The organism is Methanoplanus sp. FWC-SCC4 (assembly GCF_032878975.1).
Taxonomy (GTDB): domain Archaea; phylum Halobacteriota; class Methanomicrobia; order Methanomicrobiales; family Methanomicrobiaceae; genus Methanochimaera; species Methanochimaera problematica.
Genome location: NZ_CP043875.1, coordinates 477,467 through 503,108, shown reverse-complemented (window position 1 = coordinate 503,108; position 25,642 = coordinate 477,467). Strand labels below are relative to the sequence as shown.

The 25,642-nt window shown below is 39.1% G+C and carries 23 protein-coding genes and 1 tRNA gene; 21 read left to right on the top strand and 3 right to left on the bottom strand.

The window, feature by feature from the left end; genetic code table 11:
- Positions 1 to 16: 16 nt before the first annotated feature.
- The 19 genes from F1737_RS02465 to F1737_RS02375 all read left to right on the top strand — a co-directional run bounded on the left by F1737_RS02465 (position 17) and on the right by F1737_RS02375 (position 19,002).
- On the top strand, positions 17 to 1,756 hold the full coding sequence (locus F1737_RS02465) for a DUF2070 family protein (RefSeq protein WP_317137200.1): 1,740 nt from the start codon (positions 17 to 19) through the stop codon (positions 1,754 to 1,756).
- A 102-nt stretch (positions 1,757 to 1,858) separates the two neighbouring features.
- A tRNA-Leu gene (locus F1737_RS02460) sits at positions 1,859 to 1,943 on the top strand.
- A gap of 461 nt (positions 1,944 to 2,404) precedes the next feature.
- The gene (locus F1737_RS02455; protein WP_317137199.1) at positions 2,405 to 2,992 is read left to right on the top strand and encodes an archaellin/type IV pilin N-terminal domain-containing protein; all 588 of its coding nucleotides are present in this window, start codon (positions 2,405 to 2,407) and stop codon (positions 2,990 to 2,992) included.
- A gap of 14 nt (positions 2,993 to 3,006) precedes the next feature.
- Positions 3,007 to 3,624, top strand: a complete 618-nt coding sequence (locus tag F1737_RS02450; RefSeq protein WP_317137198.1) for an archaellin/type IV pilin N-terminal domain-containing protein — start codon at positions 3,007 to 3,009, stop codon at positions 3,622 to 3,624.
- A gap of 44 nt (positions 3,625 to 3,668) precedes the next feature.
- Positions 3,669 to 4,289: an archaellin/type IV pilin N-terminal domain-containing protein gene (locus F1737_RS02445; protein ID WP_317137197.1), complete on the top strand. Its 621-nt coding sequence runs from the start codon at positions 3,669 to 3,671 to the stop codon at positions 4,287 to 4,289.
- A 398-nt stretch (positions 4,290 to 4,687) separates the two neighbouring features.
- Positions 4,688 to 5,518 (top strand): hypothetical protein, encoded by an 831-nt coding sequence (locus F1737_RS02440; RefSeq protein WP_317137196.1) that lies wholly within the window; start codon positions 4,688 to 4,690, stop codon positions 5,516 to 5,518.
- A 9-nt stretch (positions 5,519 to 5,527) separates the two neighbouring features.
- Positions 5,528 to 6,028 (top strand): flagellin, encoded by a 501-nt coding sequence (locus F1737_RS02435; RefSeq protein WP_317137195.1) that lies wholly within the window; start codon positions 5,528 to 5,530, stop codon positions 6,026 to 6,028.
- Positions 6,029 to 6,502, top strand: coding sequence for a hypothetical protein (locus F1737_RS02430; RefSeq protein ID WP_317137194.1), 474 nt, complete (start codon positions 6,029 to 6,031; stop codon positions 6,500 to 6,502).
- Between the two features lie 22 nt (positions 6,503 to 6,524).
- Positions 6,525 to 7,274 carry an ATPase domain-containing protein gene (locus F1737_RS02425; RefSeq protein WP_317137193.1) on the top strand — a complete coding sequence of 250 codons (750 nt, stop codon included), beginning with the start codon at positions 6,525 to 6,527 and terminating at the stop codon, positions 7,272 to 7,274.
- A 14-nt stretch (positions 7,275 to 7,288) separates the two neighbouring features.
- Complete coding sequence (locus tag F1737_RS02420) at positions 7,289 to 9,151, top strand: type II/IV secretion system ATPase subunit (protein WP_317137192.1); 1,863 nt, start codon at positions 7,289 to 7,291, stop codon at positions 9,149 to 9,151.
- 15 nt (positions 9,152 to 9,166) lie between these two features.
- On the top strand, positions 9,167 to 10,765 hold the full coding sequence (gene flaJ, locus F1737_RS02415) for an archaellar assembly protein FlaJ (RefSeq protein WP_317137191.1): 1,599 nt from the start codon (positions 9,167 to 9,169) through the stop codon (positions 10,763 to 10,765).
- Between the two features lies 1 nt (position 10,766).
- On the top strand, positions 10,767 to 12,119 hold the full coding sequence (locus F1737_RS02410) for a hypothetical protein (RefSeq protein WP_317137190.1): 1,353 nt from the start codon (positions 10,767 to 10,769) through the stop codon (positions 12,117 to 12,119).
- A 40-nt stretch (positions 12,120 to 12,159) separates the two neighbouring features.
- Positions 12,160 to 12,954, top strand: a complete 795-nt coding sequence (locus F1737_RS02405; protein WP_317137189.1) for a CheF family chemotaxis protein — start codon at positions 12,160 to 12,162, stop codon at positions 12,952 to 12,954.
- 148 nt (positions 12,955 to 13,102) lie between these two features.
- Complete coding sequence (locus F1737_RS02400; RefSeq protein ID WP_317137188.1) at positions 13,103 to 13,465, top strand: response regulator; 363 nt, start codon at positions 13,103 to 13,105, stop codon at positions 13,463 to 13,465.
- Positions 13,466 to 13,469: 4 nt separating this feature from the next.
- Positions 13,470 to 14,492: a chemotaxis-specific protein-glutamate methyltransferase CheB gene (cheB, locus tag F1737_RS02395; RefSeq protein WP_317137187.1), complete on the top strand. Its 1,023-nt coding sequence runs from the start codon at positions 13,470 to 13,472 to the stop codon at positions 14,490 to 14,492.
- Positions 14,493 to 14,500: 8 nt separating this feature from the next.
- Positions 14,501 to 16,828, top strand: a complete 2,328-nt coding sequence (locus F1737_RS02390) for a chemotaxis protein CheA (protein WP_317137186.1) — start codon at positions 14,501 to 14,503, stop codon at positions 16,826 to 16,828.
- A gap of 24 nt (positions 16,829 to 16,852) precedes the next feature.
- Positions 16,853 to 17,467 carry a chemotaxis protein CheC gene (locus tag F1737_RS02385; protein WP_317137185.1) on the top strand — a complete coding sequence of 205 codons (615 nt, stop codon included), beginning with the start codon at positions 16,853 to 16,855 and terminating at the stop codon, positions 17,465 to 17,467.
- Between the two features lie 18 nt (positions 17,468 to 17,485).
- Positions 17,486 to 17,974: a chemotaxis protein CheD gene (locus tag F1737_RS02380; RefSeq protein WP_317137184.1), complete on the top strand. Its 489-nt coding sequence runs from the start codon at positions 17,486 to 17,488 to the stop codon at positions 17,972 to 17,974.
- On the top strand, positions 17,959 to 19,002 hold the full coding sequence (locus F1737_RS02375) for a ligand-binding sensor domain-containing protein (RefSeq protein ID WP_317137183.1): 1,044 nt from the start codon (positions 17,959 to 17,961) through the stop codon (positions 19,000 to 19,002). The genes F1737_RS02380 and F1737_RS02375 overlap by 16 nt, the downstream gene beginning before the upstream one ends.
- Before the next feature lie 108 nt (positions 19,003 to 19,110).
- Here F1737_RS02375 and F1737_RS02370 read toward each other — a convergent pair whose 3' ends face one another.
- The 3 genes from F1737_RS02370 to F1737_RS02360 are packed head-to-tail and all read right to left on the bottom strand — an operon-like array spanning position 19,111 to position 22,546.
- Positions 19,111 to 20,307, bottom strand: coding sequence for a hypothetical protein (locus F1737_RS02370; RefSeq protein ID WP_317137182.1), 1,197 nt, complete (start codon positions 20,305 to 20,307; stop codon positions 19,111 to 19,113).
- 58 nt (positions 20,308 to 20,365) lie between these two features.
- A complete protein-coding gene (locus tag F1737_RS02365) occupies positions 20,366 to 22,141 on the bottom strand; it encodes a ribosome biogenesis/translation initiation ATPase RLI (protein ID WP_317137181.1) in 1,776 nt (591 codons plus the stop codon).
- A 36-nt stretch (positions 22,142 to 22,177) separates the two neighbouring features.
- Positions 22,178 to 22,546, bottom strand: a complete 369-nt coding sequence (locus tag F1737_RS02360; RefSeq protein WP_317137180.1) for an EMC6-like membrane protein — start codon at positions 22,544 to 22,546, stop codon at positions 22,178 to 22,180.
- Positions 22,547 to 22,600: 54 nt separating this feature from the next.
- On the opposite strand from F1737_RS02360, the gene rqcH reads away from it, so the two are divergent.
- Together rqcH and F1737_RS02350 are read left to right on the top strand one after the other, a co-directional pair.
- Positions 22,601 to 24,511, top strand: a complete 1,911-nt coding sequence (rqcH, locus tag F1737_RS02355; protein WP_317137179.1) for a ribosome rescue protein RqcH — start codon at positions 22,601 to 22,603, stop codon at positions 24,509 to 24,511.
- Positions 24,512 to 24,513: 2 nt separating this feature from the next.
- On the top strand, positions 24,514 to 25,539 hold the full coding sequence (locus F1737_RS02350) for an mRNA surveillance protein pelota (RefSeq protein WP_317137178.1): 1,026 nt from the start codon (positions 24,514 to 24,516) through the stop codon (positions 25,537 to 25,539).
- The last annotated feature ends 103 nt before the right edge of the window (positions 25,540 to 25,642 follow it).

Genomic DNA, 25,642 nt, shown 5'->3' with positions numbered 1-25,642 from the left:
AGGCTTGAAACAGCAAATGGCCCCTTCAGGCGACACCAAAATAGAAGGTTTAAGCAGATTTTTATTTATAGCACCATCATGGCCACGTTCACTCGCAATAATTTTTGTACTCGGACTGGTTCTTGATCTTGCAAGTGTAATAAGAAATCACGAAATTCAGTTTTTCGGGTTTACAGGGTTTTTTCTTCCGGCAATTATTGCTTTTATACTGACAAAGCCCCTTGTTGAAATTTTCGGTAAAAAAATTACATGGAACAGGTCTGCACTTTTAGCTCTTGCCTGTACGGTATTTTCAATACTTATTAGTCTCTTTCCGGTGCTACTGGTATTTCAGGGAATTTTCCCCCTTTTGTTCTCCGTATCACTTGGATTCATCTTCGCAATAAGGCTGATTGTGCTTGTGGCAATAGCTGACTATAAAATGTCACACATGATTCTTCCGGCACTTACGCAGAGTGTCGTCGGAATACTAATCGGAACTTATTACTTCAGCACAGTCTTTACAATCTTTGCAGTACTTATACACCTGCTCTTTGGAATGGGCGTCATATTATTTTTATGGCTAATAGAAAGGCCCCTTAAAAAGAATTTCCACATCAGTGCACTGAATTTCATTAATGCTTTCATCGCACACAACACTGACGGTTCAAAATCCCTTGAGGATTTTTTCCATGAAATCGGTGAGGAAGTATACGTCCCTCAGTTTACACTTTTCTTCTCACGTGAGGGAAGAAAAGATGTTTTGTTTACAATACCCAATCTGCACCCGGGTCCCATGGGTGAAATAGGCGGGGGGAACCTTCCAAAAGTTCTTTATGAATCACTTGGCGGTGAAACCTTTGTTGCACACGGTTGCGCAACACATGACTTCAATCTTGTATCTGAAAAGGAAATTCCAAAAATCATCTCCGCAATAAACAAAACCAGAGCCGGACTTGAGTACCACAATAAAGCAGGGATGTCAGAGAGGCATAGTTACGGATCTGTGCAGGTTCTTGCCCAGTCTTTTGGGGATTCGATTCTGATGGTAAGTACGCGCTCACCGGAGATGACCGAGGATCTTGAATACCCTATTGGTCTTTCAATAATGAACGAGGGCCATAAAAAATTTAGCCATGTTGGTTTTGTAGATGCACATAACTGCATGGTGGATGTGGTAAATCCGGTAATGCCCGCTTCACTGACAGCTTATGAATATATGAAAACATGTGATAACGCATGTGAAAAAGCCCGGATTAATGAACAGTTTCCATTCAAAGTAGGCATTTCACACATAAATGTCCCGTTCACAAGAGAGCAGGGATTCGGTGATATCGGTATTCAGGCGCTTGTCACAGAAGTATCCGGACAGAAAACAGCATATATCCTCTTTGACGGAAACAATATGCAAAACGGTGTTCGCGAAATATTGAGGAATGAACTTCTAAAGATTGTTGATGAATGTGAACTGATGACAACCGATTCCCACGTTGTCAACACAATGAGTGGCAAAAACCCGGTCGGGTATCATGTCAGCGCAGATATTATTATGGAATATGTGGTGAAGGCGGTCAGTGATGCAATCAAAGATCTCTCAGATGCCAAAGCCGGCGCTTCGACAGCATGGTGTGAAGGCGTTGTTGTCTTTGGATCACACAGAATATCACAGCTTGCAAGTTCAGTAAACGCTATGCTGACCTTTATTGCTCCTTTGGGGCTTGCAATTCTGCTGCTTGCATTTGTATTCTCGATAATTGCGTACTTCATACTTGTATAGTTCAAGACAGAAACACACGGAAAAAAGCCGGACACAATCAGTTAGGTTTTTTTCCTAACAGTAACAATACTAATATCCCAAACTTTTACAGACAATTAAATTGCGAGAGTTGCCGAGCCTGGCCAAAGGCGTTGGACTTAAGATCCAATCTCGTAGGAGTCCGTGAGTTCGAATCTCACCTCTCGCATCTGTTCTTTACATAAATTCATTAAAATTAAAAAAAATCTCGGACAAAAATTTTTCAGAGCCCTCAGGTTTTTCATACAATAATGCCGCAGGTGAAGAATTCTCATTTATGTATTTAGGTAAAATTTCAAACTTGAAATAACAAAAATAAACACAGATCAGACTTTTTAATCATCAAATTATCCACAGGATACAAAAACCAACACCAATAATTTTTAAAAATAATAGTGCGATCAATAATACTATTCTAAATATTTATGAAATATTATGCCCAACATGGACGGAACAGGAAATATTAATTCCACACACCTGTAAAGATTGGATCAGATCTTCTGCTCTGAATATGACAAATGAAAAAAATTTTTAAATAATGCCTATGTTAAGTATTACTGATAGATTTTGGAGGGATCCAGGAATCTTTCATAAGGAATATATGAAATCAAAATAATTGGAGGAAAAGCAATGCTGAAAATAAATAAAGAAGAAGGATTTACAGGTCTTGAGGCTGCTATCGTTTTGATTGCATTCGTCGTTGTAGCCGCTGTCTTCTCATACGTAGTATTGGGAGCAGGTTTCTTCACAACACAGAAATCTCAGGAAGTTATCTATACAAGTGTAGATCAGGCAAGTTCAAGTGTCGAGATCTTAGGTGATGTTTATGGTACAAGCTCAGATGACACAAACATTGACACAGTTCGTTTCACTGTAGGACTTACAGCAGGTGGATCACCTGTTGATTTCTCACAGACGACAATAACATATGCAGATGCAACAAATGTTTCAAAGATGGAAAGAGCAGGAGATGCAGTTATCGGAAATGCCGATGCAACAATCACCTCAGGCACATGGTCAGTTGTTCTTGCAAAGAACAATGCAAGTGCAGATCTTCTCCTTGAAAACGAGGAGCAGTTTACAATTGTGGCGAATCCAATCGACAACATTGTGGCAAACCAGAGATTCAACCTTGATCTGCGCCCTTCAGTAGGTACATCATACACCATCAGCAGAAAAGCACCTGCAAGAATTACGGGAGTTAACACCCTTTACTAAGGAGGATGATTAAAATGATGAAATTATTTAAATCAGACGAAGGATTTACCGGTCTTGAAGCTGCTATCGTATTGATTGCATTTGTTGTAGTAGCAGCGGTTTTCTCATACGTAGTATTGGGAGCGGGTTTCTTCACAACACAGAAATCACAGGAAGTAGTCTATTCCAGTGTTGACATGGCATCATCAAGTCTTGAAGTATTAGGCGATGTGTACGGAAACAGTACAGGCGGAGACAATGCAAAAATTGATGGAATCAGATTTGTAGTAGGTCTTACAGCAGGTGGAGCACCTGTTGATTTTGCTTCAACAACACTTGTATTCACAAATACAACTTCAATAAAGGATCTGACAAATGATTCAAAAATCTCAAGCTCAGCTTCAGATGTAGTTTCTGCCCAGACAGACATCACTACATACGAATGGGGTATCATCGACATTGCCAATGACAACAGCGACAAGGGAGCACTCCTTGAAAACCAGGAGCAGTTCACAATATATGCAAATGTTGGTGCAACAGGAATTGCAGCAAATGAGCGCTTCAGTCTTGAAATTAAGCCACCAAAGGGTGCATCATATGCAATTAAGCGTACGGCACCACCAAAGATTGAGAAGGTAAACCTGCTCAACTAATCTTTTTTTTGAAGAAACCAGAAAACTAGCATGACGTGACAGCCATGATTTTAAATAGCGAGGGTTTCACAGGTCTTGAAGCTGCAATTGTCTTAATTGCATTTGTAGTAACCGCTTCAGTTTTCTCTTATGTGATACTCGGAGCCGGTTTTTTTGCAACACAAAAAGCTCAGGATGTTGTGTATACAAGTGTAGGCCAGTCATCTTCAGGTATTGAAATACTCGGTGATGTATATGGCAACAGTACGATGGTAGGCGGAATAAACGCCAAAATGGATGGAATAAGGTTTGTAGTGGGACTCACAGCTGGTGGATCACCTGTTGATTTTGCATCAACAACTCTAACATTCCAGACCAAAGACAATGTAACAAAGATTAACAATGTTACCAAAATCAGCAGTTCTTCAACAGATGTCATAAGTGACAAAACTGCAATTAATCCCGGGCAATGGGGGATAATTGATATTGCAAACTATGAAAACAATGACAAAGGAGCACTTCTTGAAAACCAGGAACAGTTCACAATCTATACTGTGTTTGATGAACCAAACCAGATCAGTGCAAATCAGGAATTCAATCTTGAGATAAGGCCTGCTTCTGGTGCTTCATACGGAATTAAAAGAAAAGCTCCTGCAAGAATTACAAAAATTAATATCCTGAATTAATTATTCTAAAATCAATCAGTTTTTTAATTATGGTTATAAATTTCTGTTATTCTGAATTGTTTGGAAAATATTTGAGATCATTTTCTAAAAATACTCTTAATATCTTATTACAATCCTTTCTGATCAGGAATTTTTATTATAGCGCATTTTCATAAACTATAATCAAATAATCATAAATTATCAAAGCTTTTCTAATAAATTATATGCCATAATAGAAATTTTCATAAAATATTATTCACCATATTGCCCGACACCATATCTTAAAAATAAATAATATCCACAATTATACAGCAAAATATGAAATAATATTTTCAATTGAACAAATTTTAATAAAATATTTTTCAGTATTGATTAATTCAACAGTTTTTTAAATTCATAAAGAGAAAATAATTGTAACTATGGCTATTAACCAGTCACAGGTAGACCATATTCTTAGTTCAGCATCTGCCGATGATCCGGAAGTGAAACTTCAAAATTTGCAGGATGAAGTTGATCTCCTGAAAAAATCTGTAAAAAAGCTTTTAATCGATCTAAGGGAAAGGCTGAATGAAACGGAAAATCCATTCATAGTTACAGCTATGATACCTCCTTCAGACCCTGGTCAGTTAAAGGATAAAACAGACCCTTTAGCAAAAGATTCTCTTCCGGCAGTTCCTGAAGAAGAAATCTCGGAAACTGAGGAAATATCCGATATAAATACTGATGACAATGAAATAGCTCCTGCAAATTTTGATCTTCAAAAAGGGTATAAACAATCTGATGCCGAGATGTTAGCAGCACTCAGAAAAAGAGTTGAAGATATTAACAGAAATGCGGAGGAAATCCCGCCTGAAACAAAAACATCAGACAGGCCCAGACTACAAAAACTTCACAGACTCTTTGAGTGGGTCAGCAGAATGGTGAACAAATACGGTCACGACAGACTCAGAATTATGACCGAATCCTATGTAACAATGGGATATATTTCAGAAGAGGCAGCTGGACAAATTAAGGAAATTTCAAAACTGATGCCTGAATCATCAGGTGAATGTAATGAGATCAGTTCTGAAGAATTTGTTGCGGAACTCTATGTTTTAAACAGAATACTGATACCTGATGACTCCTCTCTGGACAGGGAAATGATAGAAGTCATAATGGAAAAAAGAACTTCAAAAGATCCATTATTAGCAAAACTGTCTGAAGAAGAGAGTTATGAAGAAGACTGGATCGAAATGCTTGAAAAAGTCTGAACACAAAATATGTCAAGTGAAACATTTGCTACAGCCATTTTCCTGATTACAGCGATCGTCGCTGCGGCAGTACTTGTAAATGCCTTTTTTCCAATAATATATCAGGCAACTTCAACTTTTACCCAATCCTCCAGTTCTGCGGATGAAAGATTGCGAACTGACATCAAAGTCATCAATACATTTGCAGATAGCCCGGATGCAAGAGTCTGGATAAAAAATATTGGAAGCGCAAGAATCGGCAAGAATAGTATAAACATGTCTGATGTATTCATTGGGGCAGAAGGAGATTTTACCCTTGTATCACTTGATCTTACAGATATACCCTCCAATGGCGAATGGAATTATTCAGTCATTGAAACGGATACAAATGATTACTGGGACCCGAGGGAAACTCTTGAAATCAGTATAAAATCCAGTAAAATACCTGTTACCAAAGGTGATTATGTATATTTCAGTATAGCCCTTCCAAACGGAGTGAATCTTGCTAAAACCTTTACAGCGAGTGGTTAAATGGGAAGTGCAACAATCGTCGCAACAGCATTTGCACTGATTCTTCTTATGATCACTGCCTACTTTCTGGTAGGAGTAGTACTGACAACAGCCGAGGTTGTTTCAATGGCACAGGGCGAACAAATAAACCAGCAGGAATTACGAATCAGAACATCAATAGGAATCAACCAGACATCAGTTCTTCCTCCTGAAACACTTTATGTTGAAGTAATAAATGATGGAAAAACGACAATATCCGACTTCGAATACTTTGATATTTACACCGGAAGCAACACATCAAAAACACCTGTCTATTATCAAAAAGGAGATGGTACCGGTGAATGGAATATTGTCTCAATAAAACCTGATATAATAAACCCCGAACAATTTGATCCACAGGAAATCATGAACATTTCTGTAAGATATTCCGGTGAAGCACCTGCCTGGATACAGATAACAACTCCAAACGGGGTTTCAGCATCAGCTTACACCTAAAAAAAATTAATGAGGTAAAAATATGTTTGAAGATGAAGAAAGTCCCGGTCTTGGTGATCTGTTAGGGGGAGATGACAGACACATCCTCTCAACCGGAAATCCGGAAATTGATAAAAAACTCGCAGACGGACTTCCACTTGAATCATTAACTCTTATTGAAGGAGAAAATGATACAGGAAAAAGTGTAATGACCCAGCAGATCATCTGGGGTGCGATGAAAGGCAGCATGAACGTGGATCTCTATACTTCAGAAAACACTGCAAAAAGTTTTCTTTCACAGATGGATTCAATGAGTCTGGATATTTCTGATTATTTTGCATGGGGATATCTGAAAATATACCCCATGCACACAATTGGTTTTGAATGGGGTGAAGAAGAAATGAACGGTATTTTAAAAAGAATTATCGGAAAAATACAGACAAGCAAATCTGAAGTAATAATCATTGATTCACTGACACTCCTGACCGAATCAACATCTCAGAGTGATCTGCTGGCATTCCTGACAAACTGCAAAAACCTTGTTGATCATGGTAAAACAATACTGATTACACTCCACACATATGCATTTGAGGAAGATACACTTGTCAGAATCAGATCAATTTGTGATGCACATTTATTCATGAAAAAAGCTCTTATCGGCGACAAATATGTAATGGTAATGGAAGTTATTAAAGTCAGAGGTGCCAGAAAAACAACAGGAAATGTCGTTTCTTTTGAAGTACATCCTGGTTACGGTATGAAGATTATTCCAATGTCAACTGCAAGAGTATAAAAGGAGAATAAACCATGGGATCACTTAGTGCAAATATCAATCTTCCATTTCAGCCCGAAGAACTCGATGAGGAGGATGATATATATTCTAACTATGAATCCTCAGCATTATACAGAATGCTGCCTGCAAACGCAAAAGAATATGTTGCACACAGTCCTCACCTTTTAGAATATCTCCAGATGTTTCCGGTAAACATTCACGGAATACCCCTTTTCTTCTCAGAGCTTAAAAGAGAACTAAAAGGACTGGAAAACCCGAATGTAATCTATCCTGTAAATGAATTTACATTCATTCATATTTTTTCAGATCCCGAGGATGTCAGGAATTATTATATTCCAATTGAACCCTCGTTTATGCATTCGGTTTCGGATGCAATGCCCCTGATTGAGAAAAAACTAATAGACCTTATAGATGTTCTCGAAGAGGACCCTATTACAGAAGAAGAAAGAAGAGAGGTCTTAAAAAGGGTTTTAAAAGAAGTAATATACATAAAAAAGCCTGATGAAAATATTGCCATGCTCACAGGGGAGGCAGAAACAGGCAAAACAGGTTTCAAAGACAAGATTGTAAAATTTTTAAATACTGATTTTACAGCACAAAAAGAAACAGGTGAACTGGCAGGGTCGAAAATTTCCCAGACTCCTGATGGGAAAGTTATCCTTTCAATGGCAGAATACCGCTCAATTGAATATCTGTTAATAAGGGACAAAATAGAAATGGGTATTTTAAATCCGTTTCTTGCCGACACCTATAATGAAGATATTACCTGTGACGGTGTCGGCCCGATTTTTGTAGAGCACAAAATATTTAAAGGCCTCAAATCTGCTGTGGAATTCAAATATTCAGAGGAAATTGATGAATTTGTAATCAAAATGGCAGAACGCATAAAAAGGCCAATCACATACAAAAACCCGATTGTTGATGCAACCCTGCCTGACGGTTCCCGTATAAACATCGTATATGGAACTGAGATCTCAAAACACGGCAGTAATTTTACCATTCGTAAGTTTGCAGAAGATCCGCCAAGCATTCTTGCATTAATTGAATGGAAAACCACTGACTACATGGTTGCGGGATATCTTTGGATCTGTATTGAATTTGGAATGTCACTGTTCATGAGCGGAGAAACAGCAAGCGGCAAAACAACAAGCCTGAATGCACTCACATCGTTCATTGCTCCGGAAAGTAAAATTGTAACTATCGAGGATACTCCTGAACTTCAGGTACCTCATAAAAACTGGACAAGGCAGGTATCAAAGGGAAAAGGAAAAGGTGAGGGAGACGGAGGCGACATTACCATGTTCGATCTTCTTCGTGCCGCACTCCGTCAGCGTCCAAACTACATCCTTGTCGGTGAAATACGTGGTTCAGAAGGAGCTGTGGCTTTTGGTGCAATGCAGACAGGTCACCCCGTCATGAGCACCTTTCACGCTGCATCGGTTGAAAAACTAATCCAGCGTCTTTGCAGTGATCCAATTAATATTCCAATGACACACGTGGACAACCTTAATCTTGTGATTATTCAAAGTGCTGTCAGAAGACCCGATGGCAGCACTGTGAGACGGATGCTGAGCATAAATGAGCTTGTCGGATATGATCCGGAGACAGGCGGTTTTTCATTTGTATCAATGTTTGTCTGGAATCCTGTAACAGATGAATTTGATTTCCCGGGAAAAGGCAGCAGCTATCTTCTGGAAAATAAAATCGGAACATTACTTGGTATTCCTGACAATAAAAAATCCGAGATGTACTTTGAAGTTGAAAAGCGAGCAAAAATTCTTCAAAGGCTGCACAAAGCAGGTTATATGGGTTTTTGGGATTTATACCACATGATGACAAAAGTAAAAAAGCAGGGACTTTTAAAGATTGAATTTTAGGCGGAAATATCTTTTATGTTCGATACTCAGCTAAAAAACATCAGGGAGAAAAACGGAGGTAAACTTCCGTTTGAGGACAATATTGCTGAGCTCCGCAATAAAATATCGGACATTCGTGATAATAAAAAAATGGGAAACGATCTCCTGTTTATGATAACATACATGGCATCCATTACAAACGCCAATGTATCAAGACCTGAAATTTTTGCATACACCTCTGAGAGAAAAGAATACATCCCTGCAAGATACATTAAAAGAGTCGAATGCTTTGTTAAAAGATGGAATTACAGCTATGCGGAAGGCCTGAGAGTTGTCGCAGAAAGAGCAAGAAATCCTCTTGTCGAAAGTCTTTTGAACCGTTTTGGAAACTCAATAGAATCAGGTGTCCCGGATAATATCTTTCTAAATGAGGAACTGGGAACTGTAAGAAACATCTTCAGAAATACATTTGAGCAGGGAGTTGAAATGCTAAAAAAGTGGGGTGATGCATATATCGCCCTGATGCTTTCTGCAACCATTGTAAGTATTATTATCATGGTATCAGTTGCAATTTATGCTCCTGACGATCTCGAATCTACCCTGAATTCATCATATTTTCTAACAATAGGAGTTTCAGCGTTTGGCATAATTACCATGTACAAATCAATTCCTGATGATCAGAAATGCCACAATCTCAGTGGTAGCGGAAGTTATGAACAGAATATGGTAAGAAAAATGGAAAGATTTATCGTACCTGTTACAGTGCTGGTAAGTCTCATTCTGTTTATATCAGGAATTAATTTTGGTCTTATATGCATTCTTTCAGGAATTCTTCTTGCACCCCTGGGAATTTTTGGATACCGTGATGATAAAAACATTATTGCAAGAGATGAGGATTTTACGGTCTTCATAAGGGGTCTTGGCTCAATTATGGGAGGAATGGGAATGACAGTCACTCCCGCACTGGCAAAAGTAGATCGTAAATCTCTTGTTGTCCTTCAGAACTTTATAGATTCAGTTTATTCAAAGATGAATATAGGTCTTGATGAGGGACTTGTATGGAACAAATTCATAAGGGATACCGGCAGTAACCTGATTTACAAATATCTGGGTATTTTCAGGGATTCAGTTGAACTCGGAGCAGGGCCTGCTGAGGTGGCACACATTGTAAGTACCTCAATGCTTGAACAGACTCTCCTAAGACAAAAAAGAGAAATGCTCTCAACAGGTTTCATAGTACTTTTGATACCAATGCATATGGCCATGATTGGAATTTTTTGTTTCCTGTTCCATATTCTTCTGACTATGGCGGGTGCAATTAAAAGTGTCATGACCACTTTTTCGGATACTGCATCCGCACTGAGTTCCAGTTCCACATCAATAGGGGGATCAATGGTTGGCTCAATAAACATTTTTGCCAATTTCCCTGAAGATAAAATGCAGATGTTTCTGGTAATCAGTATACTAATTGTGACTGTTGCGAATATACTTGCAGGTAAAATTGTGAAAGGAGGAGATCGCTATATGTTTTATTTCTTTGGTAGTATTTTATTTGGGTTGACCGGAATAATATATATTACAACTCCTGTATTTGTAGATCTAATGTTCTCCATTCCGGGATTTGAGGCACTATAACATGACAAAGATGAGTGATTCCAAAAGAAGACTTCTAATGATGCTAACCATCATTTTAGCAGGTTCAGCTGTAACATTCCTGGAATTAAGTCCAATTATTGTATTATTTATTGCAGTTGCCATCGGAGTCGTGATGCTGTTTGCATTACAGATGATTACATTGGATGAAATCAAGTCGGATCTGTCTAATCTAAAAAATAAGCTTGATCAGCCAATAAGCCTCAAAAAAACAGATAAAACACAAAATAAATCAAAAGGTGAGAAAAAACCTGAATCTGAAACTTTTAAAGCAGATTCTAAAACGAAAGAGGGAAGTAAACCCGGCCTTTTAGACTCATTAAAAGGAATATTTTCAAAAAAGAAAGAAGAAAAAGCAGAAAAAATTACCAAAAAAGATTCCGAAACCACAAAAAAATCTTTATTCGCAGGCTTTTCTTCACTAAAAAGCAAAATACCTAAATCTGGTAAATCAGAAGAAAAAATAAAGGAAATTGATACATTGCTTGATCAGGCCCTCTCAGGAGAAGGCGTATCAAATGCCTCTGATGAAAATAATTCTGAAGATAATTCATCCGATGATGACTTTTCAGATTTTGATAATTTTGATCTTGGACTTGATTCTGAAGAGGAAGAGGGAGACATAACAATTCCAAAAAGCGCAGAGGATTTCCCGGGAGCAGCTCTGGAAGAAGAGATCCCGGATTCTGCAATTGCCGATATACTTGCAAAAGAGGGAATTGAACTTGAATTGGATGATAGTGATTTCCCGGCATCAATTGACAATACTAATGACGAAGACAGCGAAATTCCTGATTCCGGTCTGGAAAATATAGATGATTTAGATAGTAATATCTCAGGTTTTGATTTTGAAGATGATGATTTGGGAGAGCTTGATGAAATCGATCTTGATGAAATCGAAACCGAAGATGAGATTGAAATTGGTGATGATGATGATTCATTTGAAGAAATTGAAATAGGAGACTCTGATTCAGAAATAGAAGAAGTGCCTGCATTAGCTCCAACTGATGAAGAAGACATATTATCAGCACCGCCAAAAGAATGGGAGCAGAAAAGCTCTCTTAGCGGAGTATTAGGAAAAGAGGAGGCAGAAAGTAATTTTGACGAACCGGTATCAATGGCGTTTGGAGGGGGGAATGATGAAGATGATCTCTTTGCAATGCTAAAATCGGATACTAAAAAGGCTGTAGCTATACAGGAAGTAAGCCTTGTCCGTAATCTGAAAGATACCAAAATAGATAGTACAGAACTTATAGGGGAACTTGAAGAAATCATGAAAGAATTCGGAATAGAGATAACAAAAAAAGAAGAAGAGATAACTGAGGAAGAATCATAATTATATATTAATTTGTTATTTGTTGGAGGATATATTTGATATGAAACAGGTTCCGGTAAAATTAGAACATAATGGAAAATGGATGTCGCTAAAAATTGGCTTTGAAGAGGACAAAATAATTATTCCCGAACCAATATCAGAAGAAATAAAAATAAAGTCCATTGACGATATCGAAGAAAAAAAGAACATGCTTATAATAAGTACAAAAAATAATAAAAATTTCAAACTTGCATCAGTTCCAAAGGTTCTGCTAATTTTAAAAAGAATTATCCTGATGGGTTGTTCCGCATACAGATTAACCGCATATTTTATGTCTCCGGCTATCAGAGGCGGAGTAATGATAAGTTCTGCAAAATGGGAAAAAGGAGCAATTGCAGTACTAAATACCGGAATATGGTTTGTAAGCAAAGAAAAACAGATCTGTATTCCTCTTGATGAAGTTTCCGGAATAGATCTGACAAAAAGGGAAGTACAGGGTAAAGAAAGCGATGTTGTCCAGATTAACCACATTGAAAATGATGAGGTTGTCACAAGTTTTGTTCTCTGTCCTCTAACAACCCTGCAGATACTATTCAATTATCTAAAAGACACGACAAAGGATCTTGATGTATCAGCGGGAGAGCTAGATCCCGTTTCTGCACAGGTTGCAATGCTTGTTTACAGCGGAATGGATACACATGCAATAGAAAATATGATAAATATCTCAAACAAGCAAATTGAATCCATATATGATAAGCTGATTAAAACCGGCCTTGTGGAAGTTGTAATGACAAGACGTGAAGTAAAACTTACAACCAAAGGGGTGCGCTTTGTAAGTGAAGCGGTAAAAACCTGAAAACAGGAACAGATTAAAACACATTATTTTCTTAAAATTTATACATATTTTTCATATTTTAACGCCAGTTTAAAAAGGGGTCTATTTATTTCGCTAAACTATTCGATAGTCTTAATATGATTAATTTAAGAAATATTACTGATTCACAATGGGACGGATTCTTGTTGTTGACGATACAATGTTCATGAGAACACTTCTGAAAAATATTTTATTTTCCGGCTCTCATGACATTGTTGGTGAAGCAGAAGACGGTGAAGACGCCGTTACGAAGTACAAGGCGCTTAAACCCGACCTTGTTACAATGGACGTTGTAATGCCTAAAATGAACGGTATCGAAGCATTGAAGGCTATTATGACTGAAGATCCCAATGCAAAGGTTGTCATGTGCACAGCTGTGGGACAGGAACAGATGGTTAAACTGGCAATCAAGACAGGAGCCAAAGGATACATAGTAAAACCGTTCCAGGCACCTAAAGTTCTTGAAGAAGTAAATAATGTTCTAAACTCCTGAAAAGATGATCAGAGTTCTGATTGTTGATGACTCCGTATTCATGCGTACGGTACTCATTGATCTTCTTGGTAAAGACCCTTCAATAGAGGTCGTTGGAACAGCGGAAGATGGTCTTCAGGCATTAAAGAAGATAGAAGAATTATCTCCGGATGTAATTACCCTTGACATCCAGATGCCTAAAATGAACGGCATCGAAATGCTTGAAAAGCTTCAGTCATCTGAAGATCCACCAAAGATCCTTATGCTCAGCACCCTTACTTCAAAAGATGCTGAACTAACAAAAAAAGGTCTTGAACTTGGTGCAGATGACTTCATGCTAAAACCAAGAAACCTTGGTACTGTCAGGGGTATCGAAAAAGAACTTATTACAAAGATAAAACATCTCATTACAATCCCGAAGGTCTCTAATAAAGTAACAGTTGAAGAAATTCCTGCAAAAAGGGTTGTATTAATTGGTTCATCTGCAGGAGGCCCTCCTATGCTTGATATTATTGTATCAGCATTAAAACCGGATCTAAATGCCGCAGTTGTAATTACACAACATATGCCGGCAGGTTTTACCGCATCACTTGCTCAAAGACTGGACAGGATCTCCCCGCTTGAAGTAAAAGAGACAGCAAACGGCGATCTCCTGCAAAATGGCAGGATCTATGTTTCAAAAGGAGGATTCCATACAGTTATTTCTGCAACCCTTGATAATTCCGGAAGGAAAGGAGGAAGAATAACGCACTCCAAGGCACCTCCTGTGCATGCTGTACGACCTGCAGTTGACAAAACATTTCAGTCCGCATCAAAAGTATTCGGACCAAATACTGTCGCTGCAATATTAAGCGGAATGGGCAGCGATGGCGGAGAAGGCATGGCCGCAATAAAGGAAAGCGGCGGCAGAACTATTTTAGTGAGAGAAGAAGATTGCCTGGTCTATGGCATGGCACGCTCAGCACTTGAAAGAGACTGTGTTGATAAAGTACTGCCGTTAAAGTCCATTCCCCGGGATATCATGAGAACAATTTCCAATATGGAGTGATAATCAAAATGTCAGACGAGGATTCATACAGAAAACTCTTTGTTGCAGAATCTATTGAAAACCACGAGAACATTGTAAAAAATATTCTCATTCTTGAAGAAGGTTCTGACGATGCTGCTATTGACGAAATCTTTCGCTCGGCCCATACACTTAAGGGTATGTCAGCCTCGATGGGTTATTCCGAAATGGAGCACCTTTGCCACAAGATGGAAGATATATTTCATACAATCAGAAGCGGTGAAATAGAAATTTCTCCCAACCTCACAGACCTGCTTTTAGCCTGCACTGACAGGATAGAAGAAATGATTGAGGATATTGAAAACGGGGGAGACAGTTCATCAATAGGCTCAAAAGATCTGATTGAGGAACTCAAAAAAATTGAAAGCAGCATTGAAGATACTCATAAAGAGTCCACTGTAACCGAAATAAGTAACCTGACAGGCGAATCCGGGTCTGATATCATCAATAACAAGGAAACTTATGATTCCGATATTCAGGTGAGTACGGAGGACAAGGAAAATATTTTGACTGAAGTTCCATTAATCACGCAAATCCAGAAATACCGCTTAAAAGTCACTCTTGCAAAAGACTGCGGTATGAAAGATGTTAGGGCAATGATCGTCCTCCAAAATCTCGAGGATATTGGACAGATTATCAAAAGCACCCCTACAATGGATGAGCTTGATCAGGGAATAATTGATGACACCCTGACTGTTGAAATTGAAAGTGATGCAGGTGAAGAGGCATTAAAAAGTGCGGCTTCTGTAACCGATATCTCAGAAATAGAAATTACAAAAGAAGGAAATGATGTCACCTCAACAACTCCTGCATATACAATAAATATTGAATTTTCACCTGAATGTACGATGAAGGATATCAGGGCAATGATTATTCTTCAGAATCTTGAAAGCAGGGGTAATATAATATCATCCAGTCCAACATTTGAACAGATTGATGAAGGTAAAATTGAAGACAAACTTGAAATCATCTTTTCAGGGTCAGAATCAGAAGAGAACTTATTAAAAGCTGTTACAGGACCTGACATTTTAAAAGCAACCGTTTCAGATTACAGCTTAATTTCTGAGACAAAAGAATCGAAAGAACAGGTTCTTTTAAAAGAAGAAATCCACGATGAGAGGACAGAAACCCGTGATCATGAAACAGAAAAAAAGGAAAGACCCAAATCTTCATCTAAAAAACGTGAAGTTAAAAATATACGGGTTGATATACACAGACTGGATCAGATGATGAATCTCGTTGAAGATCTTGTAATAAACGGCGGCCGCCTCAAACAGATCTCAAAGGAACACCAGATTAAGGATATGGATGAAGCCTTAAACATGGTCAGCCGCTCGATATCAGATCTTCAAAACCTGATGATGTATATCAGAATGATTCCTTTAAACCAGATCTTCAACCGCTTCCCACGTGTTGTAAGAGATGTTGCACATCATGATGGAAAAGAGGTCGAATTTATAATGACAGGTGGCGAGACCGAACTTGACAGAAGTGTTATAGACGGTCTCGGAGATCCTCTGCTTCACCTTATCAGAAACGGCGTAAATCATGGTATAGAAACACCTGCAGAGAGAGTCGCAGCAGGAAAGAGCGGAAAAGGAACGGTAAAACTTTCAGCCTGGCGTGATCAGGGCAATGTAATAATTGAACTTTCAGATGACGGTGCAGGAATAAAACGCGACAAGGTTCTTAAAAAAGCAATTGAAAGAGGACTTATATCTGCCGAAGAAGCATCAGCCGTTCCTGATGAGGATGTCCCGAATTTCCTCTTTCAGCCCGGTTTCTCAACTGCTGAAGAGATCACAGATATCAGTGGAAGGGGAGTAGGTCTGGATGTCGTTAAAAGTGCCATAGAATCTCTTAAAGGTTCAATAAAAGTAGATTCAGAAGAGGGAAAAGGCAGTAAATTCACACTTACACTTCCACCGACAATGGCCATTATTGAAGTGATGATGGTCAGGATTAACAACAAGAGATGTGCAATCCCAATTAACGCGGTTGTTGAAGTTGCAAAAGTTGACTTAAATGAAATAAGTCACATCGGTAAAACGGAAGCAATTCTTCTAAGGGATGAGGTAGTTCAGATAAACCGCCTGGATGAAATGTTCGGCCCTGCAAAAGAAAGCGGCATTGTAGTGATAGTCCAGTACCAAAGAACAAAATGCTGCATACCTGTTGATGTGGTAGAAGGACAGCAGGAAGTTGTTGTAAAACCGGTCAGTAACATTATCGGCAACTGTCCTGGTGTCGGAGGAGTAACAATACCGGGAGATGGCGATGTACTGCCGATTCTGGATGTAAACACAATGATAATTTAACCTTAAATTAAGAGGATTATAAAAATGGAATTAAATGAAACTCAGCTTGATGCGATGAAAGAGCTTGGAAATATCGGTGCATCACATGCGGCAACGTCCCTTTCAACAATGCTGATGTCTGAAATAGAGATGACAGTCCCGGAAGCACGAATTGTCGACATTGCAGATATTTCCGAATATTTTGGCGATGAAATCTCTGCTTTGGTGGTCTTTGAAATCCAGGGAGAACTCCATCCCGGAGGATATGTAGTACTGCATCTTCCAAAAAAGTCCGCAATCAGACTTACAAATACCATGCTTGGTTCAACAGATATGGACAGGGAGTTCAATGAAATGGATGAAAGTGCCCTGTTAGAGGTTGGAAATATTATGGTCTCACAATTCCTTGATGCAACAGCAACACTGCTCGGAATTGTAATGCTTCCGTCACCTCCGGCAATAGCAATAGATATGGCACATGCAGCTTTTGCAAATGTTGTTTCGATGGTTGCAGTCGATATAAACCAGATTATACTGTTCAGAACAGAGCTCAAATCAAAAATGCATGACATCGAAAGCACAATTGTTATGCTTCCTGATGAAGGAACACTTGAACAGATTTTAAAAATCCTGGAAGACCTTGTAAAATCACCACAGTAATTTACCCTGGTTGAAAAAATGACAGACAAGCCCCCGGCAACAAAAGGAGTCAATGTAGGTATTGGGGAATACCACATTGGTCAGTCCCTGATGACATCAATAGGTCTGGGTTCATGTGTTGCTCTGATACTTCACGACAATAAACATTCCATGGGGGCAGTTGCGCATATCATGCTTCCTGAGAGTAACGGAAAAAAAGAAAGACCAGGTAAATTTGCAGATACTGCAATACCTACACTTTATGCCGAACTGTTAAAGCAGGGGAGCAATAAAAGAGATATAACTGCAAAAATTGCAGGGGGATCAAGTATGTTTAAGCAGTTCAAGGGCAATCTCGATATTGGAGGACGGAATGTTGAGGCAATTAAAAAAGCTCTTGAAGAATACCGCATTCCCCTTGTTGCAGAAGATGTAGGCGGAAATGTTGGACGCTCCATCACTTACGATCCTGCAAAAAAAGGCATTATCTCGGTCAGAAGAGCAGATGGAACATGCATAGATATTTAATATTATTACTTACTCTTTTAATCCTGACAATAGTCCCCGTTTCAGGAGAAGTCATTTTATACTGGCCGGGTGAGGATTCAATCGGAACCAGTGATATTAAAGACATTACCAATGCTCCGGGAGAAAGTCTTGTTTTCGCGACTACCAACGGTATATCCATTTTCAACGATGGAAACTGGGAAATTTTACATTCCAAAGCCAGGGACAGGAGGGGTTATCTTGAAGGAATCCCCCTGAATGACTATGTTCTTGATGCAGAATATGACATTTACGGCAATTTGTGGCTGGGATATTCGGACGGTATACAGATTTATGACGGATATACAAAACCACGCACCATGAGATATCCTGAAAGGACATTAATCATCTATTCCATAAATGACCTTCAGGCACGTTCTGATGAAATGTGGGTTGCAACAGGCAACAGTGGTGTTTACTGTTACTCTAAAGGCGAATGGAAGTGGTTTCAGCCTTATACCGATAAAAGTCCCGGAGCAAACCGCATTGTTTCAATGGCGGTTGACTATTCAACAGGTGCTCTTGTCCTTGCATCTGATAATGAAGGACAATATATCCTGAATGTTACATCAGACAATCCAGGTTTTGATGAAATAATATCCCATAAAATATCAAAAGATATGCAAAATGTACGTTCAGATCCTTCAGGCGGCGTGTATTTCTTTAATGAGACTGATATAGTGCATTATAATGAAATTTCAGGTGCTGTGAATATATTAAATGTTACAGACCTCTCAGAGGATGTGCACAATATCAATGATGTATATTCCACAAAAGACGGGAAATATATTATAGGAACCAATTACGGCCTATATGCATGGAAAGAAGGAATTATCTTAAAACACCTCTCCAGAAAAGATCTAAAAGAAAATAATATAAAAAAAGTATTCGTGGATGCTGACGGCAGATGGTGGTTTGTAAATAAAATTCTTACAGGCTATTATTATGAAAAAGAATTCGAGCCACTCGTATCAATAGAATTTCAATATTTTGACAGTTTGAATTTTTAAAAACTTACAAAATTCTGCAAATCATACCTTAAAATTTTTAACTTTTTAACAATTTTAAAAATAAACAAACTCATGTGAATGTGAACTTCTGAATATTTAAAAAGATAATTATTCCTGAATTTTTATAACCTGAACCGCATAGCGATCCAGTGATTCAAAAAAAGCATTTTTTGAAACTTTTTTCCGCCCGTTTTCTTCTGAAAATATGTCCTTAATCAGATAATCAATTGTAATTAAGTAAAAACTCAAAGATTTAAATCTCTTTTTCAGATGTTTTAACTGCAATTCTGCTTCATGCTTTTCATCCCTCATGATAAAAAGGGCAAGATCAAACAGCTGAATAAGATAATGGGGCATCCCTTTATCAAGCGCAGTATCACGGTATTCATTGTACAGCCCTTTACTGTTTGAGAGTAAGGATAATTTAATTCCATAGTATAAAGGTTCAAGACTGTCCGGGTTTTGTTGTATCATCTGCTTTACAACACCTGAAGCACCCACCCCGTCACGCTTCTCAAGTTTCAGGTAGAAATTTTCTCTGAGAAAGTCCTGGTCATTGTAATATTTATCAATTGCATAACTCAAAAGCTGGGCTCTTCTCTCATCATTATTATCATTTTTAGCTTTCTGAATGCCGATTTTCAGGAACCAGCGCTCTGTGGGGAACCATTCAAGTGATTTACGGATTATTACCCAAAAGGCACGTTCCATCACTTCATTGTCCTTCATATCAAGCTGTTTTAATCTTGCAACGGGGGGCTGGACTCTTGCAAGTTCAAGAAGCGATTCTCTCGCCTGAAGCTCAAATCGTGAAGGAGCCCCGCCAGAAACGGAACTTCCGTTTCTTTTTCCTTCTATCTCCGACATACAGTAATTACAGTAGGCAATATAGATCCCGATTCTTGCATCATATTTCCAGTATTCACCAAAATATCCAATTGCTTCCCTGTACCTTCCAATCTCCATCATCTTTATGCCGGATAGAATTCGGAGAGTCGATCTTCCTGATTTTTTCCTTTTACAGCGAAGAGCGTTTTTTATAATATTTTCAACGAAATCAACCTTATTTGCATCCTTGCTGGAAACCATCAGCCTGTATGCAATAGCATCAATAAATTCATCATAGGCATTATTGTCAATATCGGGGAAAGCATGATCAAGAGCAGACATCACATGGCCAAAAAAAACAGGCAGATTTGCAGAGATTTTATCCGGACTGTTGTCAATATAAGCAAAAAGATCGTTTTTAAGCCCATCCACCTTTTCGTATCTTATTGCATCAGTTAATTTTTCCCCTCTTGGCATTGGTTCACCTAAAAAAATAATAATTAAAAAAAATAGTCAATCTCTATAAAATTAAAGATTATGTTTTGCTAATATCAGCATAATAGTATTCGCCAATGGAACGCTGCTCACGATCCAAATAGCTTCCGGGTTTGTTTATTCTGGGTCTTCCGCTCTTATCTCTGCGGAAAGTAACTTCCAGTTCCTTGAGGAAATAGTTCATGCCGTCTTTCATGTCAAAAGGCCCGACAGCCTCTCCGGATACGCCGGGCTGCCCGTCAAATACAAAAAGACGCTCACTTATCATGTCTATTAGATAGATATCATGGTCAATTACCAAAACACCCGACTCACTACCTTCCGCATGCCGCCTTAATACACGGGCTAGTTTCACACGCTGTTCGACATCAAGGTGTGCGCTTGGTTCATCCAGAATATACAGGTCTGCACTCTGGGAAAGACAAAGTGCTATTGCAACCCTTTGAAGCTCTCCACCGGAGAGATGATCAACCTGTGACTGCATGATCGTATCAAGGGACAGGGGCTCGATTATCTCATGCTGGTAATAGGAAGTGTCAAACCTGCTTGTTGTTCTTCTTAAAAGAAATTCAACCGTATCGGATGAGTCGGATTTAATATACTGGGGCTTATATGCAACCTTTAGTGTTGTCTCAAGCTCCCCATTGTCAGGTTTTTCGGCACCTGCAAGAAGTTTTGCAAAAGTACTCTTTCCAATACCGTTTGCACCAACAAGTCCGAGAACTTCTCCGGCTTTGATATCCCCGCCTCTGACATTCAATGTAAATTTGCCATCATAGCTTTTACTCATTGCAGGGAATTCAAACAGAGTCTGTCTGTCGGAATCACGCGTATGAGCTCTTGTTTCAAAGGTTACCGAATAATCCCTGAAACGAACATTCTCTTCAGGAAGGAAACCTTCAAGATACTGGTTTATACCAACTCTGACACCTTTTGGCCTTGTGATTATACCAAAAACCGAGGGCTTTCCGTATGCAACATGAACATTATCTGCAAGCATATCAAGTATCGCAAGGTCGTGCTCTACAATCATGACAGGTTTTTCTTCTGCAACCTCGCGGATAAGTTTTGCAGCTGCCATTCTCTGATATATATCAAGGTAAGGAGTAATTTCATCAAGGAAATAAAAATCCGCATTACGTGAAAGGCAGGCGGCCAGTGCAATGCGCTGAAGTTCTCCACCGGATATTTTTCCAATTTCCCTGTCAAGTATTGCTTCAAGCTTAAGTTCTGCCGCATAGCTCTCAAGGACGCCTCTTTCATCTGCTGAAGATAGGAGATCCCTTACCTTTCCCTTGAATACCTTTGGGATGTGATCGATATACTGGGGTTTGACAGCAACTTTTACATTGCCTCCGGCAACCATATTCAGATAATCATAAAGCTCGGTTCCGGTGTATTCCTTTAATATCCCTTCCCACGTGGGCTCTTCCTCAATATTTCCAAGATTAGGTATCAGCTGGCCTGATAATATTCCGACCGCCGTACTTTTACCGATACCGTTTGCACCAAGAATACCTGTTACTTTTCCTTCAAGTGGTATCGCTATTCCATAGAGTGCAAAACCATTCTGACCATACCTGTGGGTGGGATAGTCCAGTTCCTGGGGGAGAGTGATTATATCCAGAGCCTCAAACGGGCATTTTTTGACACAAATACCACAACCCACACAAAGCTCCTCTGAAATTACCGCTTTTCCGTTCTCACCGATAACAATTGTTTCATCACCGGTTCTTACACGCGGGCAGTATAATATACATTCTTTACCGCATTTTTTGGAATGGCATCTGTTTTTATGAACTACTGCTATTCGCATAAAATCATCCTTAAAAAATCAATTATTGGTTAAGTATTATTGTAGTGAAAGAAGAATTGTCCATGAAATAAACCAGAAAGCAAATGCCATAAATCCCTGATAAAACCAGTCTTTTCCTCCAAGTCCGGAGAGATCTATTTTAAGGGCAATGAATGCATGTTTTTGAAACACAATTCCTGCAAGCAATAGCAGAACACCAAGTATACCTTTTGGTTCTCCCGTTACTGATGTAGGATCTCCTATTACAATAAAAGATATAACTCCGGTAATAATTCCCATGAAGCAGGCAACACCTGTCCGCAACATTCGCTCGCGGTGTCCTTTCATCTTGTCTTCAGGAGTCTTTTGCACATCCTCCGCTTTTGTTGTCTCTTCTATGCTTTCAACAATATTTTCCTCACTCATCAAGACACCAGTGGTTATTTTTTGGTTTTCAGACAATATGTAGTTTGGTATATAATGGCAACACAAACAGGAATGAGCGGCATAGATGTACACTCAATGCTCTTTGAACTAAAATCCTGCCTCCCTTTATGGATTGGCAAAGTTTACCAGTATAACGGGAGTACTTTCGGTTTTAAGTTCAATGGAGATGACCGCCAGAAATTCAGTTTTCTTGTGGAGTGTGGACGGCGCGCCCACCTCACTGAAAATCTGCCGCCATCACCTCCAAGCCCGTCAGGATATTCAATGTTTTTAAGAAAATATCTCTCGGGCGGAAGAATTTTGGATATAAGCCAGTATGGTCTTCAAAGAATTCTCGACTTTACTATCGGCAAAACTGAAAAACGGTATCATCTAATCTTTGAACTCTTTGATGAGGGTAATGCAGTACTCTGTGATGAGGAATACATTATAATCAATCCCCTGAAAAATCACAGATTTAAGGATCGTAAAATTTTCCCGGGCGAATTATATGTATTCCCCGGAGAGAGTCTGAAAGATCTAACTGAAGAAAAACTCAGGGAAATTCTTTCTTCATCAGAAAAAGATCTTGTAAGAACGATTGCTTCCGACCTTATGACTGGTGGGAAATATGCAGAGGAAATTTGTAAAAGGGCTGATTCTGATAAGCTGATTTCTTCAGATAAAGCAGATCCAAAGGTAATTTTAGATGCTTATAATGAAATTATTCACGAATCGGAAGAAGGAATAAACGCAGTAATCACAAAATCCGGCTGCTGGCCGTTTCTGCTGTCAGATGAAGAGAAATTGAATGATTTTGAAAGTTACAATAAAGCTCTCGAATTATTCTACCCGGCTTTAAAAGAAACTGCAGAGTCCAAAAAATCGGCAAAGGGAAATAAATTACAGGGACTCTCAAAGTCAGAGATCATCAGAAACCGTCAGAAACAGGCTATTATTGGTTTTGACGCCAAAGTTGAAGATTTGCAGAAAAAAGTTAACTCAATATATGCAAATTACCAGCTTTTATCAAATATAATTGAAGTCCTTGACAAAGCAAGCAAATCCCATTCATGGCAGGATATTGAGAAAATTCTTAAAGAAAGCGACAGTCCTTCAACAAAGAATATTCTAAGAGTTTATCCACAGGATTCATCGGTTGATATCAATCTGGATGAAAACCGCATAAGGATTTATGTACATGAAAGTCTTGAATCGAATGCCAACAGGTATTACAACGAAATCAAGAAATACAAAAAGAAGAAGACCGGAGCTCTCGCTGCAATGGAAAGATTTGTGGAAAAAGAGCCTCCAAAAAAGAAAAAAGAGTTTGTATTCCTTAAACCGAAATGGTATCACCGCTTCAGGTGGTTTTTCACAAGTGACGGGGTTTTGGTTATCGGCGGCAGGGATGCCGGAACAAATGAAGAAATTGTTAAAAAATACCTTGAAGGGAACGACAGATTTGCACATGCCGATGTCCATGGAGGAAGTGTCGTCATCATAAAGGGAGATACCGAATGCATGGATGAAGTGGCACAGTTTGCCGCATCATATTCAAACATATGGAAAGCAGGACATTTTGAAGGCGATGTATATGTTGCAAACCGTGAACAGGTATCCAAAACTGCCGAGTCAGGGGAATATGTTGCAAGAGGAGCGTTTGTAATAAGGGGAGAGAGAAAATATTTCCGCGATGTTCCCCTGGGAGTCGCAATAGGCCTTCAGTACGAACCTTCCCTTGGTGTTATCGGCGGACCTGTTTCTGCCGTTAAAAAGCGTGCAAAATACTATGTTGAGTTAAAACCGGGCACATATGAATCAAATGATGCGGCAAAAAAGGTCTTAAAAGCCATAAAGGAAAAAATACCTGCCGATGAGCAGAAAAGCCTTAAAAAAATCCTTAATACTGAAGGGATCGCTGCTTTCATACCGCCGGGCGGATCGGATATTATTGAGGAGTGAATATGAAGGCTGAATATGGTGATCTGAAAAAATCATTCGGAGAGATTAAACTTTTTCCTGAAAATATCGATGATTTATGGCACCTCCAGCATCTGATTTCCTATGGAGATCTCTCATATGCAACGACTTTCAGAAGTCTTGACAGTGCAACTGACAAGGCAAGACCGGAAAAAACTGAGAAAAAACCTGTAAGACTGGGAATCAGAGTGGAAAAAGTTGAGTTCCACCATAATGCCAACAGGCTGAGAGTTTCAGGGGTAATAGAATACGGCCCGGATACAGGATTTTACCATACTCTTAATGTCGAGGCAGGCCATGAAATCTCGGTTGTCAAAAACTGGAGACAAACAGATCTTGAAAGAATTGAGAGAGCCGTGAAGGCATCCACAACAGGTCTGATTCACATCATCACAGTGGAAGAAGGAGAAGCTGAAATATTCAGGATACGGCAGTACGGCCCTGAGCTTGTAACCGGTATCATAAGCGGCACAGGAAAACGTGAAGGCTTAAATAACCGTCAGGCATTTTTCGCTGATATCCTGGATAATATGCTTCATATTACAGGCCCTGTGGTTATTGCAGGACCGGGGTTTGTTAAGGATGACTTTATGGCCTTTGCAAATTCCAAAAACCCCGAAGTTGCAGCAAGATGCATTACGGCAGAAACACGCCGTATCGGCAGAGGTGCAGTACAGGAAGTAATAGGTCTCGGAGTGCTTGACAAAATAACTGAAGACATACAGCTCAGACGTGAAGTAGAGGCCATGGAAGAACTAATAAAAAGATTATCATCCGATGGAAATGCCGCATACGGATTCTCGGAAGTTTCATCGGCTGTTGACTTTGGTGCGGTTGAGCACATTTTAGTCTGTGACAGACTTCTTCGTGACAGAAAAACCGAAGAGATACTTGAAAAGGCAGAAAATATGCGGGCATCTGTGATTGTTCTCTCAACGGAATTTGATCCGGGCAGACAGCTTGATGCACTCGGAGGAATTGCTGCACTTTTAAGATTTGCAATTGCATGAATTATTTATCTCAGAAATATCCCGTATAATCTGTTAATGTAACAGATAACAAATTATTTTTAATAGAAATCAATTTGTGATTATTATCATAGAGTGCCTGAAA

Excerpts from the sequence above, each read along its gene's own strand:
- F1737_RS02465 (WP_317137200.1), top strand. The coding sequence starts at position 17 with ATGGCCCCTTCAGGCGACACCAAAATAGAAGGTTTAAGCAGATTTTTA.
- F1737_RS02455 (WP_317137199.1), top strand. The coding sequence starts at position 2,405 with ATGCTGAAAATAAATAAAGAAGAAGGATTTACAGGTCTTGAGGCTGCT.
- F1737_RS02450 (WP_317137198.1), top strand. The coding sequence starts at position 3,007 with ATGATGAAATTATTTAAATCAGACGAAGGATTTACCGGTCTTGAAGCT.
- F1737_RS02445 (WP_317137197.1), top strand. The coding sequence starts at position 3,669 with ATGATTTTAAATAGCGAGGGTTTCACAGGTCTTGAAGCTGCAATTGTC.
- F1737_RS02440 (WP_317137196.1), top strand. The coding sequence starts at position 4,688 with ATGGCTATTAACCAGTCACAGGTAGACCATATTCTTAGTTCAGCATCT.
- F1737_RS02435 (WP_317137195.1), top strand. The coding sequence starts at position 5,528 with ATGTCAAGTGAAACATTTGCTACAGCCATTTTCCTGATTACAGCGATC.
- F1737_RS02430 (WP_317137194.1), top strand. The coding sequence starts at position 6,029 with ATGGGAAGTGCAACAATCGTCGCAACAGCATTTGCACTGATTCTTCTT.
- F1737_RS02425 (WP_317137193.1), top strand. The coding sequence starts at position 6,525 with ATGTTTGAAGATGAAGAAAGTCCCGGTCTTGGTGATCTGTTAGGGGGA.
- F1737_RS02420 (WP_317137192.1), top strand. The coding sequence starts at position 7,289 with ATGGGATCACTTAGTGCAAATATCAATCTTCCATTTCAGCCCGAAGAA.
- flaJ (WP_317137191.1), top strand. The coding sequence starts at position 9,167 with ATGTTCGATACTCAGCTAAAAAACATCAGGGAGAAAAACGGAGGTAAA.
- F1737_RS02410 (WP_317137190.1), top strand. The coding sequence starts at position 10,767 with ATGACAAAGATGAGTGATTCCAAAAGAAGACTTCTAATGATGCTAACC.
- F1737_RS02405 (WP_317137189.1), top strand. The coding sequence starts at position 12,160 with ATGAAACAGGTTCCGGTAAAATTAGAACATAATGGAAAATGGATGTCG.
- F1737_RS02400 (WP_317137188.1), top strand. The coding sequence starts at position 13,103 with ATGGGACGGATTCTTGTTGTTGACGATACAATGTTCATGAGAACACTT.
- cheB (WP_317137187.1), top strand. The coding sequence starts at position 13,470 with ATGATCAGAGTTCTGATTGTTGATGACTCCGTATTCATGCGTACGGTA.
- F1737_RS02390 (WP_317137186.1), top strand. The coding sequence starts at position 14,501 with ATGTCAGACGAGGATTCATACAGAAAACTCTTTGTTGCAGAATCTATT.
- F1737_RS02385 (WP_317137185.1), top strand. The coding sequence starts at position 16,853 with ATGGAATTAAATGAAACTCAGCTTGATGCGATGAAAGAGCTTGGAAAT.
- F1737_RS02380 (WP_317137184.1), top strand. The coding sequence starts at position 17,486 with ATGACAGACAAGCCCCCGGCAACAAAAGGAGTCAATGTAGGTATTGGG.
- F1737_RS02375 (WP_317137183.1), top strand. The coding sequence starts at position 17,959 with ATGCATAGATATTTAATATTATTACTTACTCTTTTAATCCTGACAATA.
- F1737_RS02370 (WP_317137182.1), bottom strand. The coding sequence starts at position 20,307 with ATGCCAAGAGGGGAAAAATTAACTGATGCAATAAGATACGAAAAGGTG.
- F1737_RS02365 (WP_317137181.1), bottom strand. The coding sequence starts at position 22,141 with ATGCGAATAGCAGTAGTTCATAAAAACAGATGCCATTCCAAAAAATGC.
- F1737_RS02360 (WP_317137180.1), bottom strand. The coding sequence starts at position 22,546 with ATGAGTGAGGAAAATATTGTTGAAAGCATAGAAGAGACAACAAAAGCG.
- rqcH (WP_317137179.1), top strand. The coding sequence starts at position 22,601 with ATGGCAACACAAACAGGAATGAGCGGCATAGATGTACACTCAATGCTC.
- F1737_RS02350 (WP_317137178.1), top strand. The coding sequence starts at position 24,514 with ATGAAGGCTGAATATGGTGATCTGAAAAAATCATTCGGAGAGATTAAA.